This window comes from Candidatus Eisenbacteria bacterium (assembly GCA_026388185.1).
Taxonomy (GTDB): Bacteria; Eisenbacteria; RBG-16-71-46; order JAFGJU01; family JAFGJU01; genus JAPLKG01.
Window position 1 is genome coordinate 43,986 of record JAPLKG010000005.1, and the last position, 16,698, is coordinate 60,683.

Annotated in this window: 12 protein-coding genes; 2 read left to right on the forward strand and 10 right to left on the reverse strand. The window is 57.1% G+C overall.

Annotated features, from left to right (window positions below):
• Positions 1–2 precede the first annotated feature (2 nt).
• Both NTX17_02000 and NTX17_02005 read left to right on the forward strand, forming a co-directional pair.
• Positions 3–1,709, forward strand: coding sequence for a glutamine--tRNA ligase/YqeY domain fusion protein (locus tag NTX17_02000; protein MCX5800150.1), 1,707 nt, complete (start codon positions 3–5; stop codon positions 1,707–1,709).
• Positions 1,710–1,753: 44 nt separating this feature from the next.
• Positions 1,754–2,548, forward strand: a complete 795-nt coding sequence (locus tag NTX17_02005) for an XdhC/CoxI family protein (GenBank protein ID MCX5800151.1) — start codon at positions 1,754–1,756, stop codon at positions 2,546–2,548.
• A 68-nt stretch (positions 2,549–2,616) separates the two neighbouring features.
• Here the strand turns inward: NTX17_02005 and NTX17_02010 are convergent, their stop codons facing one another.
• From NTX17_02010 to NTX17_02055, 10 genes are all read right to left on the reverse strand, one after another.
• Positions 2,617–4,023, reverse strand: a complete 1,407-nt coding sequence (locus NTX17_02010; protein ID MCX5800152.1) for a hypothetical protein — start codon at positions 4,021–4,023, stop codon at positions 2,617–2,619.
• Positions 4,016–4,453 (reverse strand): response regulator, encoded by a 438-nt coding sequence (locus NTX17_02015; GenBank protein MCX5800153.1) that lies wholly within the window; start codon positions 4,451–4,453, stop codon positions 4,016–4,018. Before NTX17_02015 ends, NTX17_02010 begins: the two co-directional genes overlap by 8 nt.
• A complete protein-coding gene (locus NTX17_02020) occupies positions 4,450–6,654 on the reverse strand; it encodes a PAS domain-containing sensor histidine kinase (GenBank protein MCX5800154.1) in 2,205 nt (734 codons plus the stop codon). The genes NTX17_02015 and NTX17_02020 overlap by 4 nt, the downstream gene beginning before the upstream one ends.
• A 520-nt stretch (positions 6,655–7,174) precedes the next feature.
• Positions 7,175–7,660 carry a hypothetical protein gene (locus NTX17_02025; GenBank protein ID MCX5800155.1) on the reverse strand — a complete coding sequence of 162 codons (486 nt, stop codon included), beginning with the start codon at positions 7,658–7,660 and terminating at the stop codon, positions 7,175–7,177.
• A gap of 62 nt (positions 7,661–7,722) precedes the next feature.
• Positions 7,723–10,563 (reverse strand): glutamate synthase, encoded by a 2,841-nt coding sequence (locus tag NTX17_02030; protein MCX5800156.1) that lies wholly within the window; start codon positions 10,561–10,563, stop codon positions 7,723–7,725.
• 47 nt (positions 10,564–10,610) lie between these two features.
• Positions 10,611–13,079, reverse strand: coding sequence for a glutamate synthase-related protein (locus NTX17_02035; protein MCX5800157.1), 2,469 nt, complete (start codon positions 13,077–13,079; stop codon positions 10,611–10,613).
• A gap of 31 nt (positions 13,080–13,110) precedes the next feature.
• Positions 13,111–13,692 (reverse strand): response regulator, encoded by a 582-nt coding sequence (locus NTX17_02040; protein ID MCX5800158.1) that lies wholly within the window; start codon positions 13,690–13,692, stop codon positions 13,111–13,113.
• On the reverse strand, positions 13,689–15,332 hold the full coding sequence (locus NTX17_02045; protein ID MCX5800159.1) for a GAF domain-containing protein: 1,644 nt from the start codon (positions 15,330–15,332) through the stop codon (positions 13,689–13,691). The genes NTX17_02040 and NTX17_02045 overlap by 4 nt, the downstream gene beginning before the upstream one ends.
• Positions 15,333–15,479: 147 nt before the next feature.
• Positions 15,480–16,298, reverse strand: a complete 819-nt coding sequence (gene arsM, locus NTX17_02050; GenBank protein MCX5800160.1) for an arsenite methyltransferase — start codon at positions 16,296–16,298, stop codon at positions 15,480–15,482.
• A gap of 2 nt (positions 16,299–16,300) precedes the next feature.
• Positions 16,301–16,540 carry an HgcAB-associated protein gene (locus NTX17_02055; protein ID MCX5800161.1) on the reverse strand — a complete coding sequence of 80 codons (240 nt, stop codon included), beginning with the start codon at positions 16,538–16,540 and terminating at the stop codon, positions 16,301–16,303.
• Positions 16,541–16,698 lie beyond the last annotated feature (158 nt).

A 16,698-nucleotide genomic window follows, 5' to 3' on the forward strand; every position in this document is an offset into this window, starting at 1 on the left:
GTATGGCCGGTAGTGAGCCCCTTGCTCCCTCCAATTTCATCAAAGACATTGTTACCGCGGACCTGAAAGCGGGCAAGAACCAGGGTCGAGTTCATACAAGATTTCCGCCCGAACCGAACGGCTATCTACACATCGGACACGCGAAGTCCATTTGCCTCAACTTTGGTGTGGCCGCCGAATTCGGAGGACTCTGCAACCTTCGCTTTGATGACACCAATCCCTCCAAAGAAGAAGTTGAGTACGTGGAGGGGATGAAGGAGGACATCAAGTGGCTGGGGTTCGACTGGGGCGACAGGCTCTACCACGCTTCCGACTACTTTGAGAAGCTGTACGAATTCGCCGTGCAGCTCGTCAAGAAGGGCAAAGCCTACGTTTGTGACTTGAGCGCGGATGAGATCAGAGAGACCAGAGGCACTCTCACGGAGCCCGGCACGAACAGTCCGCATCGAGGCCGCAACGTCGAGGAGAATCTGGACTTGTTCCAGCGCATGCGCGCAGGAGAATTTCCGGACGGCTCTCGCGTTCTCCGCGCGAAGATCGACATGGCCTCCGGCAATCTCAACATGCGCGACCCCGTCATGTATCGAATCCTGAGGGCCGCACACCACAGGACGGGGGATAGATGGTGCATCTATCCGACGTACGATTTTGCACACGGTCAGTCGGATTCGATCGAAGGCATCACGCACTCTCTCTGTAGCCTGGAGTTTGAAGACCATCGGCCGCTCTACGACTGGTATCTGGATCAGCTGGGCGTACACCACCCGCAGCAGATCGAGTTTGCTCGCCTCAAGTTGACTCGCACCATGATGAGCAAGCGACGGCTTCTACAGATGGTCAAAGATGGCGTCGTGAAGGCGTGGGACGACCCACGTATGCCGACGATAGCGGCCCTCCGCAGGCGTGGCTACACGCCGGAGTCGATCAGGACCTTCTGTGAGCGCATCGGAGTGGCCAAGAGAGACAGCGTCGTGGATGTCGCGTTTCTCGAGCACTGTCTGCGAGAGGACCTCAACAGGCGAGCGCCTCGTGTGATGGCGGTGCTGCGCCCGCTACGTCTTGTGATCGACAATTATCCGGAAGGCCAGGTCGAAGAGCTGGAGGCGATCAACAATCCTGAGGATCCGACGATGGGGATACGAAAGGTCCCGTTCACGCGGGTTCTCTACATCGAGCAAGACGATTTTCGTGAGGACCCGCCGCCGAAGTTCTACCGGCTGGCTCCGGGTCGCGAGGTACGCCTCAGGTATGCGTACTACGTGACGTGTGTGAAAGTGGTCAAGGATGAAGAAACCGGTGAGGTGGTGGAGCTTCGTTGCACGTACGATCCGGCGACGCGCGGAGGCGGATCTCCCGATGGGCGGGCGGTGAAGGCCACACTCCACTGGGTGTCCGCGGCGCACGCCGTCAACGCGGAAGTCAGACTGTACGATCACCTCTTTACGAAAGAGGATCCGGACGACGTGGAAGAAGGCGCAGATTGGAAATCCAACTTGAATCCCAAGTCCCAGGAGATCTTGACCTCGTGTAAGCTGGAGCCGGGCCTGGCCGGCGTGAACCCCGGTTATCGGTGTCAGTTCGAGAGACTGGGCTACTTTTGCGCGGATCCGGATTCTCTGAAAGACAAACTTGTGTTTAATCGGACTGTGACATTGCGCGATGCTTGGGCGAAGATCGAGAAGGCGCAACGTGGAGCGAAGGCAAGTTAGAAGCAGAAGGGGCGCTCGTTCGACCCCGAGAGTGCAGGGTGCGAATGGATATCTTCGAGGAAGCGGCTGAGAAGCGCGGGGAAGGCCACACGTTTGTTCTGGCCACGATGGTGAGAGGGGAGGGATCGTCTCCGAGGGACGTCGGCGCAAAAATGTTGGTTTTTCCCGACGGCTCGATTTCCGGAACCATAGGCGGCGGCAATTTCGAAAAGATGGTAGTTGATGACTGCCTCAGCCTGTTCGGGGGCAGTGTTTCTCCGACGGGCCCGCGCACGCTTCTCAAGACGTACAGATTCTCACGAAGCGGCCCCGATGCGACGGGGATGTGTTGCGGTGGAGAGGCGGATGTTTTCATGGAACTTCTGGCGCCACCCGAACGACTGCTCATCTTCGGCGGGGGACACATCGCCAGAGCTCTGGTCGGAATCGCGGCCTCCCTGGATTTCAGAATCACAATAGTCGATGACAGACCCGAGATTCTCGACCAGTATCGGAAACCGGTCGAGACCATTCTGACCGACCCGGAATATGAAGAGAGCTTCCCACGGCTTGATGAGAACTGTTTTGTGGTCATAGTGACGCGCAGTCACGTGGTGGACAGAAGAGTTCTCGCAAAGGTGATTCGGGAGAATGTTGCATATCTGGGAATGATAGGCTCGAAGACCAAAATCGCGGAGACCGTAGCGTTCCTCAAGGCATACGGCATCGAGGAATCGTTTTCGGGCAAAGTGCACACCCCCATCGGCCTCGATATCGGAGCAGAAGGTCCCCACGAAATCGCCGTGTCAATAGCTGCGGAATTGATTGCCGTGCGGAGGAAGGGCGCAGGGAGCTGCTGAGCAGATGACTCGAAGAAGAGACACACAAAGGGACAGGCGGCTGAGTGACCGCCCGCGGCAGATGTCAATTACGTGATTCGGAGCGACGAGGTAGGCGTCCGGCCCGGAAATCCATACGCGGTACGGATCAGCGTCAATCGATTGACAAGATGGTGGAACACTCGCCTGTCAAAGAAGGAAGAGACCTGTGCTTCCTCCATCGCTCGCCAGAGCCCACGGGCGTACCGGGTTCCGAACTCATGCTGCATCCTGGAATGTGCTTTCCTCAGCCACTCTTCCGTGTCTTTCACTTGCCATAGTAGTCTCGCAGAAACAACGAGATGAGACTTGACGGCTTCGGTCATGGCCGGCTCGCTTCTTGTCTGCCAGGCTATGTCCGCCATTGACTCAATTCGGTTCAGAGTCTCGACAGTCAGGTCCTCTAGCCCCTGATCGGCGCCCATCAGCCCGATCTCCCTGATCCGAGCGATGACGTCCAAGTCCGGCTTGTACCGGAGTCGCTGCTCCGCTCCCACTGTTAAAGAATGCTCGCCGATTCTGCCCAGACAATCAACGACCTCGATTGATGCCGCAGGCCATCCCCACTTTATGCCCACAGCGCCCGTCTTCCGGAGCTCATCAAGCGCCGTGGCATAGTTAATTTCTCCGCCCTTGCCCGTCATACTACCCTCGCCCATTGCGTACCTGATCAAATTCCCCATTGATTTCACCACTTCCCGCAGATTTTCCTCTCCACCGGTCGCCCCGCACTCTGTCCCGACATGACGTAAACTCCTCACTACCTCGCGGAACAGGTCGTTGACGGCGCTTGCGTTTGTACCGTTAGAACCCGCTATCAGTTTACCTAGCCTGCAAATTCTGTCGAGACCCTGCTTGAAGGTGTCGAAATCGCATGCCTTTGCCGCCAATATGCTCAATTGCCTAAGCGCATTGATGCTGGCTGACAATTCGGTACTGTTTCGACCGTCTATTCCCGCACGTCGGATTACTACGAGTTGTGCGCTCCTCGCGAAAATCCGTTCCAGCTCCTGGACGATGCTAGAGCGAACGAATCTGACAAGATAAAGCGGCAAGATACCAAGAGACCACACAGAGGCGAGCAAAGCAATCTTGAACGTAATCGGAGTCATCCGAATGACATCAGCCTTGAGCAGGATGAAGAATGTTAAGCTCAGAAGCAGCCACACCAAGTACAGCAGTATCGGACGTCTTCTGTTGGACGAGTAGGTCTCAATGCCTGTCAGTAACGGAATGGCGAATACGAATGCTGTGATCCCGGTCAGCATAAGTGCTACAAGATTAAGGAAATCAGATTCTTGGCCCTTGAGTGGACGTTCAAACCTCCACAGAAAGCCAGCAGACACGATCATGAGGACCGTTGCCAGTATTGCGTAGAAGGCGACGCCTCGTAGCCAACGAATCCTGACCTGACGTCGCTCTCTTATCACAAAGTATTCAGCCTGCCGCCTATTCACCCACATCCTCCGACGCGATGCCCAGGATGTCATCCACCGCGGACTTGAGCACGCTGCTGCCGCTCAGGCTCTTCACGAAGAGCCTGTTCACGCCGAGTTCGGATATTCTGCTGTGGAGTTCTGGGTCATTAACGACGGTGAAGACAATGACCGTGTTAGGATCTATTCGCCGCACCCCCTCAATCTGACCCTTGACTAGAGCCTCCAATAGGTCAAAGCCCACGAAATTCTTGTCCGAAGCTCCAAAACGCGGTCCAGCTGGGATGATGATGTCGAACACAAACACGTCATACTGCTTCTCTCTGAGCAGTTCTATGGCCTCGCTTGCGTCGCCCGCTATGTCTACCGTATACCCGGCACGCACCAACGGGATCTTGTAGCTTGCCAACGCAGTATCTGCCTCGTCCTCAATCCATAGGATTCTCTTCACTCTTCACCTCCGCTCTGCTGTGTTTTCCGGTGTGCTAGGGGAAGCCAAACCTTCACCTTCGTGATAAACGGAGTGTCCTTGTTTATCTCACCTTGATATCCCGGAATAGGATGACTTGAAACCTCGATGCGGCCACCGTGTCCTAGTGCTATTCTGAGAGCCTCAGAAAGTCCGATGCCCGAGCCGACCCGGTTCCAGTCCCCGGAGAACTTGCCACGATAGCCGTGCTCGAAGATCATGCCCTCTTCGATTTCCTCTGGCAGGATGCCGACGCCGTAGTTCTCGATCTCGATTGTGACGTCATTCCCCAGTGTCCCGATTTCCACCTTGACAAAACCTTCCCTGCGGAAAGAGTACTTGACGGCGTTTTGCACCAGATAGTGAAGCATCCACTTGATATCCCGCACAGACATTTCAACGGGTGGAACATACCCCTTCTTGTTTACCACAATCTCCAGCCCTTTCTTCATCGCATAGAGTTGGTAGATGTTTGCCACTTCCAGGATGCAGTTGTACAGGTTCCCCGCCTTGAACTCATAGGCCGTCTCCGGTTTCCCGTGTCCCCACTGCAACATGTACGCACGCAGGCTCTCCACTTCCAGATACGCGATCTCAGACGTATTGGTCGTCAGCTGTGCAACGAAGAGAATGTAGAACTTGTCCAGGTCCCTAAGTCGAGTGAGTATCTTGTTTGAGACCCTTCTAAGGTCAGGTTTCTGCTCGACCGCCTTCCTCAAGGAGAGAAGGCTGTCGGCCAAGTTGCGCTGTTCCTGGCGAAGCTCTACCATATTCTCAACCCGGCGGTCACCCTTCAGAGCTCTGAGTCTTGCGGCGTGCTCGTCCAGCTGCTTCCTGTGGGCGGCCAGACTGTCTTCTCGCTCAAGGAGGTCGGCAAGCTGCTTTAGGTCGTCGAGCAGACCTTGCGTGGCTTCCCTGATTGCTCTCGCAATTGCAACGCCGTCCGTCGACAGTCCCCCAAACTCCTTCCGTCTGTTCTCGGGGATCTCTATGTTTATGACTCTCTCCATTTCCTCCAGCACCACCCCCGTGTTCGCGTAAATGCTCATCATTGGAGCCATGAATCGGTGAGCAAAACGTTGCACATCCTCTGTGCCGCGGAGTACAGCTTCCAGCTTGCGTTTGATGGTGATGTCCCTGATCGTACCCTGTCGTCCGGTGATGTTTCCCCTGTGGTCAGAGTTCGGAAAGCAGTCGATTGCTATCCAGAACTTATTCCCCTCACGGTCCTTGACAAGTAGCTCATGGGCACACAGAGGTTGTCCCTTGGAATAGGCATCTTGTGTGGCGAGTTCGAACTTGTCTACGTCGGTACGGTTCGCGTAGAGCGAGCGGATGTCCATTCCGCACATCTCCTGCGTTGAGTAACCGAACATGCGTGCAAACGCTGCGTTACAATAACGTATGCGGGGCGTGTCGGTGTAGTCATTTTCCACTTGGTACGCACCAGTTGGCATGTTCTCCAGTATGTTTCGAATCCTCTCCGTGTTCGTTATATCGGTGAAGATCCCTTCTCTGCCAATCACTCGACCATCTCTATCTCTCATCACAGAAGTCGTAACAGAAATGATTATCTCCTCCCCGTCCTTCTTTTTCATCGCTATGGGGTAGTTCTCCACAACGCCGTCTTTCTCCAGCCGGGCCTTTAGCTCCGCTAAGTCGGCCTTGTTCTTGTATAGGTCCCCGATGCTCATGCCTTCCAACTGACGTGGATGCTCAAATCCGAACATTCTGGCCACGGCGCGGTTGACCTTCACAATTCTATCTTCTGCGTCGATCGTGTAGATGCCTGCGTTGAAACTGTCGATTAGCTTCCTGTATCCTACGTCGATCATGACGCCCCTGATGCCGACAACCTTGGTGCGATCCTCCGGGTCGTATAGAAGTTGTGATGAGTCGCTTACTACGACAGGCTTCTCGTGCTTGTTCTTCAAGTAAATGGTCTCGTTGACCAAGACGCCGCTCTTGCTCCGCATCCAACTGATGAGTCTTTCCCTTTCTTGCGGGTCAGGGTAGAAGTCAACGATATTTCCTGGGATCAGATCGGTGGCCGTGTCATAACCGAAGATTCGTGCAAAGGCATCATTGCAGTACACAAATCTCCCTTCCGCGTCGACCTGATAGGCACCTATGGGTAGAGTCTGAACGAAACTAACGTAATCCACTTCCACTTGAAGGGCCATTGGCCACCTCCATCGTAAGACCACGTAACACGATTCACGTGCCTGGCCAGCTAAGAAATCCAAGCGTCGCGCAATCGTCCCCATCGCCTCAGTGGCTAGGGGCTGTGACCGGCGCGCGTGAGATCCCGATCGACGTCATTGTCCGGCGTCATGATGCTCACCTGCGCGGTGAACAGCGCCCGAGAGGCTGCGCGAGCTTCATACTTATTGTTTTCGAATACTATTCGTATGTGGATGCTGCGTCACGACCGGATCTGCTTCAACCCAACGGGAATACAGTCACGCCAGCCTCTACGCCTGAAATCTCGCGGAGTATATCACATAACTGACGAAGGTTCAAGCCTAAACTGTTTGCGGAAGGGAGGGTGCACAAGACAATGTGCGTGGAGAGCCGTAGCAAGCGGGATCGTCTACGCAGGGCTAGAACCTGACGAAGTGACCCATCCAGAAAAGCAGTGTAATGGCAGCCAGGTGAAGGATCAACCAGCCGGGGCGTCCCCGGACGAAATTTCTCACAGAATCACCTCCAAATGAAATGCCCGATCGTGAAGAGAGTGGTGAGATAGACGAAGTGCCGCGTCCACCATCCAACCGTGAACATCCTGCCCATTCCCTTCGGATGATGGTGCAGGAATATCTGGTGTCCCACGAAGAGCTTTCCGAAAAGAAGCGTCGCGTCTGGGAAGGTCGTATTGAGCGCCAAACCTGCAAATGTCAGAGGGTTTGGCAAATGTGACAGGCTGATACTCAGCATGAGAATGATCCCGACAATCACTGACATTCCATTTATGAGATAACCTACGAGGAGCGTCCTCCTGAAACTCAGCAGAATCGGCGAGGCCAGAACGCTGACGAGGCCGAAGACGAAGGGAATCCAGTTGGCGGGGTTCGACGCAACGTCTGGGTTTAGAGGCAGGGGATGGATTCTCAGATGCAGAAGCCATCCGCCGAACGACAGAAACACCAGCGCCAGCGCGAGCGATCTAGTTTCTTTGACAAACTTCACTGGTCATCACCTCGATCAATGGCATTCCGAGACGGACTTCCTTCTCGAGTCCATTTCTCCGCCTAGTAATGCAGAACGTTCACGGACGCGACGCCTACCTTGCGATAAACCTTGTTCGGAGGCCACACCTCGCCATCTACGCGCAGGAGATCATCTACCTTAATGCCGAACAGTGACTCGTTTTGGCGCAGGTAAGGGTCGATGAGGCGCCAGTCCGGATCGGAAAGAGGCGCGAATTGCCCCCCATTGAGCTGATCATCTTCAACCTTGCCGTGCGGGTCACGCAAGTAGATGGCTCCGCCTGAGGCCAGTGAGAACAGGTTACCACCCGGGTATGGAGTGTCAAGCTCTATCAACCCGCCGGTCTCGTCGAAAGTCACTCCATTAACGATCACAAATCCTCCGCCGTCCATCGGATCGCCGGCCATGAAGGATTCGGCCAGATAGTCCAAGCAGGTGCCGTTGATCACGGTCCGCGGACGCCCCACGGCGTTGATGAGCGGTCGCCCGGCCGCCGACCCCAGGACGAAGATGTCGCCGCCCTTCGCTCCGTAAAGGAAAGTCTGTCCCACGTCGCCGTGTATCACCAGCCGGCCACGCTTGAGTATCTGTCCCACTTGATCTTGCGCGGCTCCGTGCACGAAGACGCTTGCTCCATCCAACCCGGAGCCCAGGTAGTCGCCGTTGTCGCCGAAGACGTCCAGTCGCACGTCATCAGTGTTTGATCCGAGGCCACAGCCGGCAAATCGTCCGCCGCGCCAATCGAGCGTGATGAAGCGACGCCAGCCGAGTGAATGGGCTCGGCAGAGCAGCCGTGCCGCGGACTCCTCACCCTCCGCGGGAAAGTCGCACGCGTCAACCACGAGAGCCAGTTCACCGAGCCCGGGGCTGCGCAGAGTCTGTCGCGTGCGCCAGTCGACCAGTCGGTGCGTACTCTCGGAACAGGAATCCAGTCCTGGCACGTTGCGCAGGACATGGTACAGGGATCTGTCCACCGTCGCGAGGAGCGCGGAGCGCCTCTTGATGCCGGTGTCATAATGCCTGTCGCGGAGTAACGTGAGGACATCAATGGCGCAAGCGCGCGTCGTGTCGTCTTCGCGTGCGAATTCGGCGAGCCAATCCGTCCACGCGGCCACTTGAGACAGGTCGGCGGCGGCCAGCGATTCTCTCGCCTCGGCAAACCACTTGCCTGCACCGCTCGCCAAAGGACTCGCGCCGCTCGGCAGAGAATCCGCATCGTGCGTGAGAGAATCCGTGTCGCCTGCGCGAGAACCCCTGTAGTGCGTGAGAGCACCGGTCACAGAGTCACGGAGAACAGACATCCAGTCCGCGCCGCTACGTGTTCTTGTGCTCGCGCCAGGGGCCGGTGTCGCAACAAGCTTGCCGAACTTGTCTCGGCAGGTAAGACTGTAACCTTCGTCACTTTTTGAGACAGTGAGAACAAAGGCGCCTCCGTCCGTGTAACTGCCGCCGCGTGCCACCCAGTACTTGTCGGCCTCGGGCTGGAAGCGGGCGTCTTCCACTGCGAGGCTACGCAGGCAGGCGTTTATGGCCTGTCGCTCGGAGGCGATCAGCCCGATTTGAACGTTCTCGGTCTTCGCTTGCAAAGGCTCGCTCGCCCCGGACCGACCGCCGCTGCTTTCATCCCTATTGTTTTGTGAGGTTGGAGGTGGGGGAGAGCTTTCGTACAACGCAAAGACCTGCGGACGCAGCATGGAGGTATCCGTGACCCCCAAGAGTTCCCACGTTTGAGTGTCCGGCTTGCTCCGGGCAATGATGAAGAACCAAGGTCCGTCCGGGCTTCCGTGAAGGTGTGTCTGCTGGATGGCTCGATAGAGCGTCTGCTTCTCGGGAGGCAGCATGTCGAAGTCGCGCTCGGTGGTCGGAGCCAACGCTTCAAGTAGTACCTCCAGCGGGTAAGCGTAGACCCGATCCCACAGGTCGAACAGCAGCACGCTGACTTCGGTATCGGTGAGGAAGAGCGGCACGATGTTGCGCAGGCGCAGGTATTCCGTGACCCGGTGGTAGTTCGCAAAGTCACCGTTGTGTACCAACGCCTCGTTCATGCCGATGAATGGGTGAGCGCCGCCTGGGTGCCAGATGCGCCCCTTGGTAGGATACCGTTGATGCGAAATCCAAACGTGAGCCGTCAAATTCTCCAAGCGATAGTAGACTGCGGCCTGCTCGGCGTAGCCCACGATCTTGAACACCAGGAGGTCGCGCCCGTGACACAACACGAAGGCCCGCTTGTCGTCCAAGCCGGCGTAGTAACGCTGGTTCAAGCGGAAGGTATTCTGATAAACATATTCGTCTTCCACCTGCCGTGCCGGCAGATGACGCAAGGCATTCTCTTCGGCGAAATGTGCGAGGGCCTCAGGTTTGACGCGGCAAAAGTAGCGCACCACGTCCGGCGGGCGCACTTCGAGACCCGGCACGGCCCGATGGTCGTCCAGAGTCTCGACTCGGTATGATTCCGTGATGTCGAAGCGACCCGTCAAGCATTCGCGTTCCACTTCCGCTCGCGCGCCCCGGTCAAGGTAGGCCACCTGGATCAGGTAATGCGTGCGCAAGACGTCGGGCGAGACCCGCATCTGGGCAGGGTCAAGGCCCGCCGCGGCAATGCCGCCGCCTTTGCCGTTCCCTCGGTTATGCATTTGCTGGCTGGCCGTGACGATGTGCCGGCCGGCGATAGGCACATTCGCGGCGAATCCCAGCACTCCGCAGCCGCCCTCGGCCGCTTCTCTAGCGCGCAACTCATCGGGCTGGGGGCTCACACCGGCAATCAATTTTGCTCGGGAGTCGAGCAATGCGCCGGCCTGTTCTTGTCGGGTGTTCATGAGGGAACTCGTTTCTTCCTGTCGGGAGCCGAGCAGCGCGCCGGCTTCCTCTCGGAGGTTCTCCATCGGCGAACTCGCTTTTTCTCGTCGAGAATCTTCAAGAGACACGAAGATCACTCCAGATACACCAGGACGTCTGTCCGTCCCCGCAGTTCGTGGATGCCTTTCATTCCGAGCTCGCGCAGGATACCTGCCAATTGCCAAAGCCAGCTCGTGTAAAGATTCACGATGAGCCGCCAGGCGTTCTCGACGTCCACTAGTTTGCTGCGCTCCGGGTCCGTTGTCGTGATGCCGAAGGGACAGCCGAACCCTTGTTCGCAACTGCCCAGTCGTGTGCAGCCCATCGCGACCAACTCGGCTGTGCCGATAACGCATCCGTCGGCACCGAGTGCAATTGCTTTTGCCACGTCGTATGCGGTGCGAATGCCGCCCGACGCCATTATCGTGAGCTCGTCGCGGATGCCCTCGCTTTCCAAGAAACAATGCACCTTGGGGACGGCGTACTCAATCGGCATTGCGATGTTCTTTTTGGCTATTTCCGGCGCGGCGCCCGTGCCGCCGTAAGCGCCGTCCAGGTGGACGATGTGCGCGCCCGCGAAATATGAGCCGACAGCGACCATGTCCACGTCCGTTGGTGTGCTGACCTTCACGCTGATCAGTGCACGCGGGTTAATTTGTTTGAGCCAGTCCACGTGCTTCTTGTGGTCCTCCACCGAGTACACGCTGTGGAAAGGAAAGGGGCTGAAGAGTGATGTGCCACAAACGGCCTCGCGCTCTTGCGCCACGCACTCGGTGTTCTTGTTGCCGAGCAAGTGTCCCCCCAAGCCAGGCTTGGCTCCCTGGGCATACTTGATTTCCACCAGCCGTGCGCGTTGGATGGTCTCCTCGCGCACTCCGAAAAGCCCCGTTGCGATCTGGGTAATGACAAAATCGGCGTACGGGATGAGAGCATCGGGGTAGCCGCCTTCGCCGGTCGACGTAAACGTGCCCAGAGATTGAGCCGCGCGGGCCCTGCTGAGCATCACCGGCAGACCCACACTTCCGAAAGACATCCCCGCGCCGTACCATGGAAGTGGAATGTGAAGCTCGGGGCGGCCGTCGCGGCGCCCGTTGAGAGGTAAACTCATATCGAAGCCGGCTGGGTCGGCGAGCCAGTCGTCTCTGCGTGACCGTTGCCACTTGTCCGTCAGTTCAAAGGCAAAGGTGAGTCGGTCGAACCCGCCACCCGAACCACCGACGCGGAACTCCTGCTTGCCGTCGGGCGAGCCGTCCCGTGCCTGTTGGTGGGTGGAGGCGAGCAGAGCGTGTGTCCAGCGCATGTCACCCTCGCCACTCTCTTCCTCCGGCAAACGCCGACTGGACTGGAAAGGTGCGGTAGTGGGGAATAGGCGGCGAAAGGCCTTCGCCTCAATTTCCTCGAATATCACCCGACCGACCTCGCCGCGCAGTCGCCGCACTTCGCGCATTCCCATCGCACCCAGCGCTTCAAGCAGTTGGTCGCGCCAGGCGGCCATCAAGTTGATCAAACGCTGTGCGCCCCACTCGGCGTCAGTCTCGCGTTTCTCCACCGGGCAGGTCTGTTTGTCGGCCCACAGGCCGCACCCCCACGCCACGATGGGTATCCAATCAAGTACGACGGCGTCCGCGCCGCATGCGATGACCTTGGGCACGTGCTCTGCGGCAGCGATGCCGCCGCTGACCAAGAACGATAGGCTATCGCGCCAGCGTCGCTGCACAAGGTGAGAATGAACCGCGCGCAATGAATCGGGAAGGGGACGTCCCGCAAGATCGCGGCCTTCGTCGTCGGCATAGAGGTGAAAGAGACGCACTCCCCTGCGCACCAGCCGCTCGATTTCCGCCGGGCTATCCGGCCCCAGGGCGTGGCGTAGTCCGATCATCGCGCCTCTCCATCGTTCACAGGCTACCCGCCAGCGTTCGAATGCCCACGGCTCATCTTCGAACTCCACGTAAACCGGTTCCCGGGGCAAGGTCGGGAGCGAATCAAAATCGGCCGCCGAGAGACGCAGTGCCAAATTGTGATTGGAGGCGACGTCGAGTGTGTCGGGGGTCAGGATACATAAAGTGCCAAGACGTTCGGCGGCGAGAGACAGGGCTCGCAATGCGCCCCGACCTGGTAGTGGTATGGGCAAAGGTCCGAAAACCACGGGCAGCGGTAGGCTCATGGTCCTGGGTAGGGGAGTGAGTAAACGATTCGAGTCGTCGAACTCCAGCATCTCCGGTGCGCCCCCAAGACTCACGGCGGTCGAGATGTATTCCCGACCGTGGATACCGTCGCGCGTAGGACGCACGATCTCGGACATGTCCAGCCACATTCCTTCAAAGCCTTCCCCACTGAACGGCCCACCGTATCCCGCGCCGCTGATGGGAACGCGTCCGGTCTCGGCCTCGTACCAGGTCTGCGAAAGAATCTCGGCAGTCCAATAGCGGTCGCCGCGTTGTGACGTGCCCTGGAAGACACGATGACCGTATTTCACGTAGGCGTCGGTCTCGTCCATTTGGAACTTGGCCGGATACTGGAAGGGGGCCGGCGCCGGCTGTGTGCGTATGTGATATCGTGACATACCCGATCTCTTTGCCCTACGTTCTGGGTTTCTAAGTCTCGCGCTCTCCGGCTTCGCGGACTGTTTCTTCCGCGGCTTCCAGCAACGTCCGCCGTTCGGCGCGGGCGCGCTGTTGCAGACGATTGTAAGCCTCGAATTCGCTGATGCCTTCGCGCTGCATCAGCAATCCCTTGGCGCGATCGATCGTGCGGCGCGAGGCCAGCTCGTTTTTCATTTCGGAGGCGGCTTGCGCCGTGCGGGCATGCTCCTCGAAACGTTGAGCCACCACTTCAATCATGGCCAAGAGTTCCGCCTCCTTGATCGGCTTGACCAGGTAGCCCATGACGGGCAACCGTGCCGCGCGTTCGATCAGTTCTCGTTCGCCAAAGGCAGTCAGAAAGATGATCGGTACCTGCGCCAGGTCGAGGAGTGCGCGCGCCGCTTCGAGTCCGTCCATCTCCGGCATCTTTATGTCCAGGATCGCCAGATCGGGTGTGCACCCTGCGGCGAGCCTCACGGCGACGCGTCCGTCCTCTGCGGCGTAAACGGTGTGTCCCGCCTCTTCCAAGATCCGTTTGAGTCCAAGTCTGATGATGGACTCGTCGTCGGCGATCAAGATGTTCAGTTTCTTCAAGGCTTCGCTCCCGTCCCGGCAGGGTTCGGAAACCGGATGACGGCACGCGTACCCGCCGGTGAAGCGATCGACTCGAAATGCCCTCTCAAGTCATCGCTCACCAGCGTTTCCACAATTTGTAACCCGAGGCCCTTGATCGGAGCTTCCGTCAGCGCGTTGCCGACGCCGTCGTCTTCGACGACGACCGCGCTTTCGCCCGGTTCGACCTTCAGTTGGACAAGAATCCGGCCTTTATCGCGCCCGGCGAACGCGTGCTCCACCGCGTTCTGGACGAGCTCGCTGGTTGCAAGAGACAGTGACGTGGCTTCTCGCGACGCAAGCACGAGCCGATCACCGGTGACAGATATAGTAATGGCTCGTCCCGACGTGAACATCGTCTCTCCGATGGAGAGAGTCACGCGCTCAAGAACGTTTTTCACGTCGACCAGACGCAGACCCTGCTCGCTCAAAACCTCGTGGATCGCCGCAATGCTCATGATGCGATTGATCGTCTCGGCGAGTACGTCTTCGGCGCTCAGGTTCGCCGCCGCACTCTTTTGCAGGCGGAGCAGCATGGCGATCGTTTGCAAGTTGTTCTTCACGCGATGGTGCATCTCGCGAACCACGGCTGCATTTATGACGAGGCGCGCGTTCTCAATGGCGAGAGCAGTCTGGTCGGCCAGAGTCCGAAAGAGTTCCATCTCCTTTGGAGTGAATTCGTGATGCGCGTCCATGTAGCAAGAGAAAACGCCCACGATTCGATCTCTCACAATGAGCGGGACGCTCAACATCGAAATCCATCCTTCATGCTCCGCGAGAGCGTGATTCAAGTGGCGCTTGTCTGTCTGTACGTTGGGAATAAAGATCGGCTGCCCGGTTGCCGCCACCTGCCCGGCGATGCCCTGTCCGACCGCGATCGAAGCGAATTGCTGTTCCTTGGCGATGACGTCGTGCGTCGAGCGCAGCACCAGTTGGCCGCTGGCGTCGTCCAGCAGATGGAGCACGGTGGCTTTCGCACCCATCACGCGGGCCGCCATCTCCATCACAATTCCAAGCATTTCGTCGAGGTAGAGCGGCGAAGTCACCGTGCGGCTCACCTCCGCGAGGGCGGAGAGTTCCTGTATCTGCTGCCGCTGGCGATCGTAGAGCGCTGCCTTCTCTATCGCACCGGCGGCCAAGTTGGCGATGAGCGACAAAAGCTCTACTTCGTCGTTGGTATAATCGTGTGTTTCCGCCGTCTGCACGTTCATGGCGCCGATGACGCGTCCCTGCACACTGAGCGGGACGGCCATGAGCGACCTCAACGCCTCTTCGTGCGTTTCGGGCAGGAGCTTGAAGCGTGGATCCTTGAGCGCATCGCGGACCGCCACGGACTGACCGTGCGTGATGACCCAGCCGGTCAAACCCTCGCCGATGCCCAAAGAAGCTTGACCGATGGCGTCTGGCGCGAGCCCGGTAGTCGCCTTGAGAACCAGCCGGCCGCCTGCCTCTTCCTGGAGGTAAATGGAACACGAGTCCACACCCAAAACCTGGGACGTGATTCGTGTGATCGCGTCCAGTGTGTCCTCGAGTTTCCACGCGGCCGCAAGGGCTGCACTGATTTGACCCACTGCGCGCAGTTGTGCAGTTTTTTGTTCTAAGTTGTGCAATGTCTCGCCCATAGGTGACCTGTATGTGTCCGTATATGTCTGTATATACTATACTTTCGGCGCCTTGGGCAAGCGCCTTTACCCTGTCAGCAAGTTATACCATATGGTGTCACGCTCAGGTCAGACAATTCTATTGCATACCGCGCCTGCAACTTAATCTTACAAGGCCTTTTGCGCCCTAAAGGTTATGCTCAGTATTGATTCGGCTGTGTCCTTTGCTTTATCTGGATTTTCCTTAGCCCATTTCTCAACGGATGAGCCTTTCAGATCGTTTGCCATTAGGTCAAAAGGAAAGCTTCTTTCAGTCAGGATTTCAATTTTTTGAAATCCGGCCGTTTCCAGGGCAGAAATATAATCATCCTTCAGCATGGCTCCGGATACGCATGAAGAGTAGACGTCGGGATTTTCCAGAAGTATCTTGGGAAGAGGTTTTTTCAGAACAATGTCGGATGCAACGATTCTTCCTCTACTTCTCAGGATTCTGAATGTTTCCCTAAAGACCTTTTCCTTTTCCGGGCTCAGATTGATCACACAGTTTGATATGACGAGGTCAACGCTTTCATTTTCAAGAGGAATGTCTTCAATGAAGCCCTTGATGAATTTTACGTTTCCGAAACCGCCTTTTCTTGCATTTTCTGTCGCTTTCCCTATCATTTCCTCCGTCATATCGAGCCCGTAGACAAGTCCGTTAGGGCCGACCTTCTTGGCGGCAAGAAACACATCAAACCCTGCCCCCGAGCCAAGGTCAAGCACTGTTTCTCCTTCATTGATGTCGGCAAAGGCAACAGGAGCCCCGCAGCCGAGTCCGAGATCCGCGCCGGCCGGTACCTGCTCCATTTCCCTCTTGCTGTAGCCCACGATTTCCGACAGATTGGGCTGCGCCGATGAACAGCACGATGACGAGCAGCAGGACTTACTGTGGACGGCAATCTTGGCATATCTTCTTCTAACTTCTTCTCTTTCGTCAAACGTATTCATTCTCAACTCCCTTTCTTGATCACCAAGAGGCTCTTTATCGGTGCGTTAAGAAACTCGAGTTTTGTTAGTACAATACAGCATACTTCTTCCTCCTTTGTAATGAGGGCCAATGCGAACTTGTCTCCCGATTTCAATCGGGCCTTTTGTCTGGTTTCCTTCGGGATCACGATCTGGCCCCTCTCGTCGACGGTAACAACCGCCTCTACTTCGCAGCAATTAGAACCGCATTTCTTTCTTTTCATGGCAAAGTCTCCCTTCATCAGTGTAATCAGCGCTTACTGATAACGCTGAATATTCTAATCCACCTGAAACGATTTGTCAAGTCAATTCGGAAATTGCTCTGTTTGTCAATTGTTTCACACGACCGGAGGCATCAATTGAGTCCGACGCGCCGGTGTCC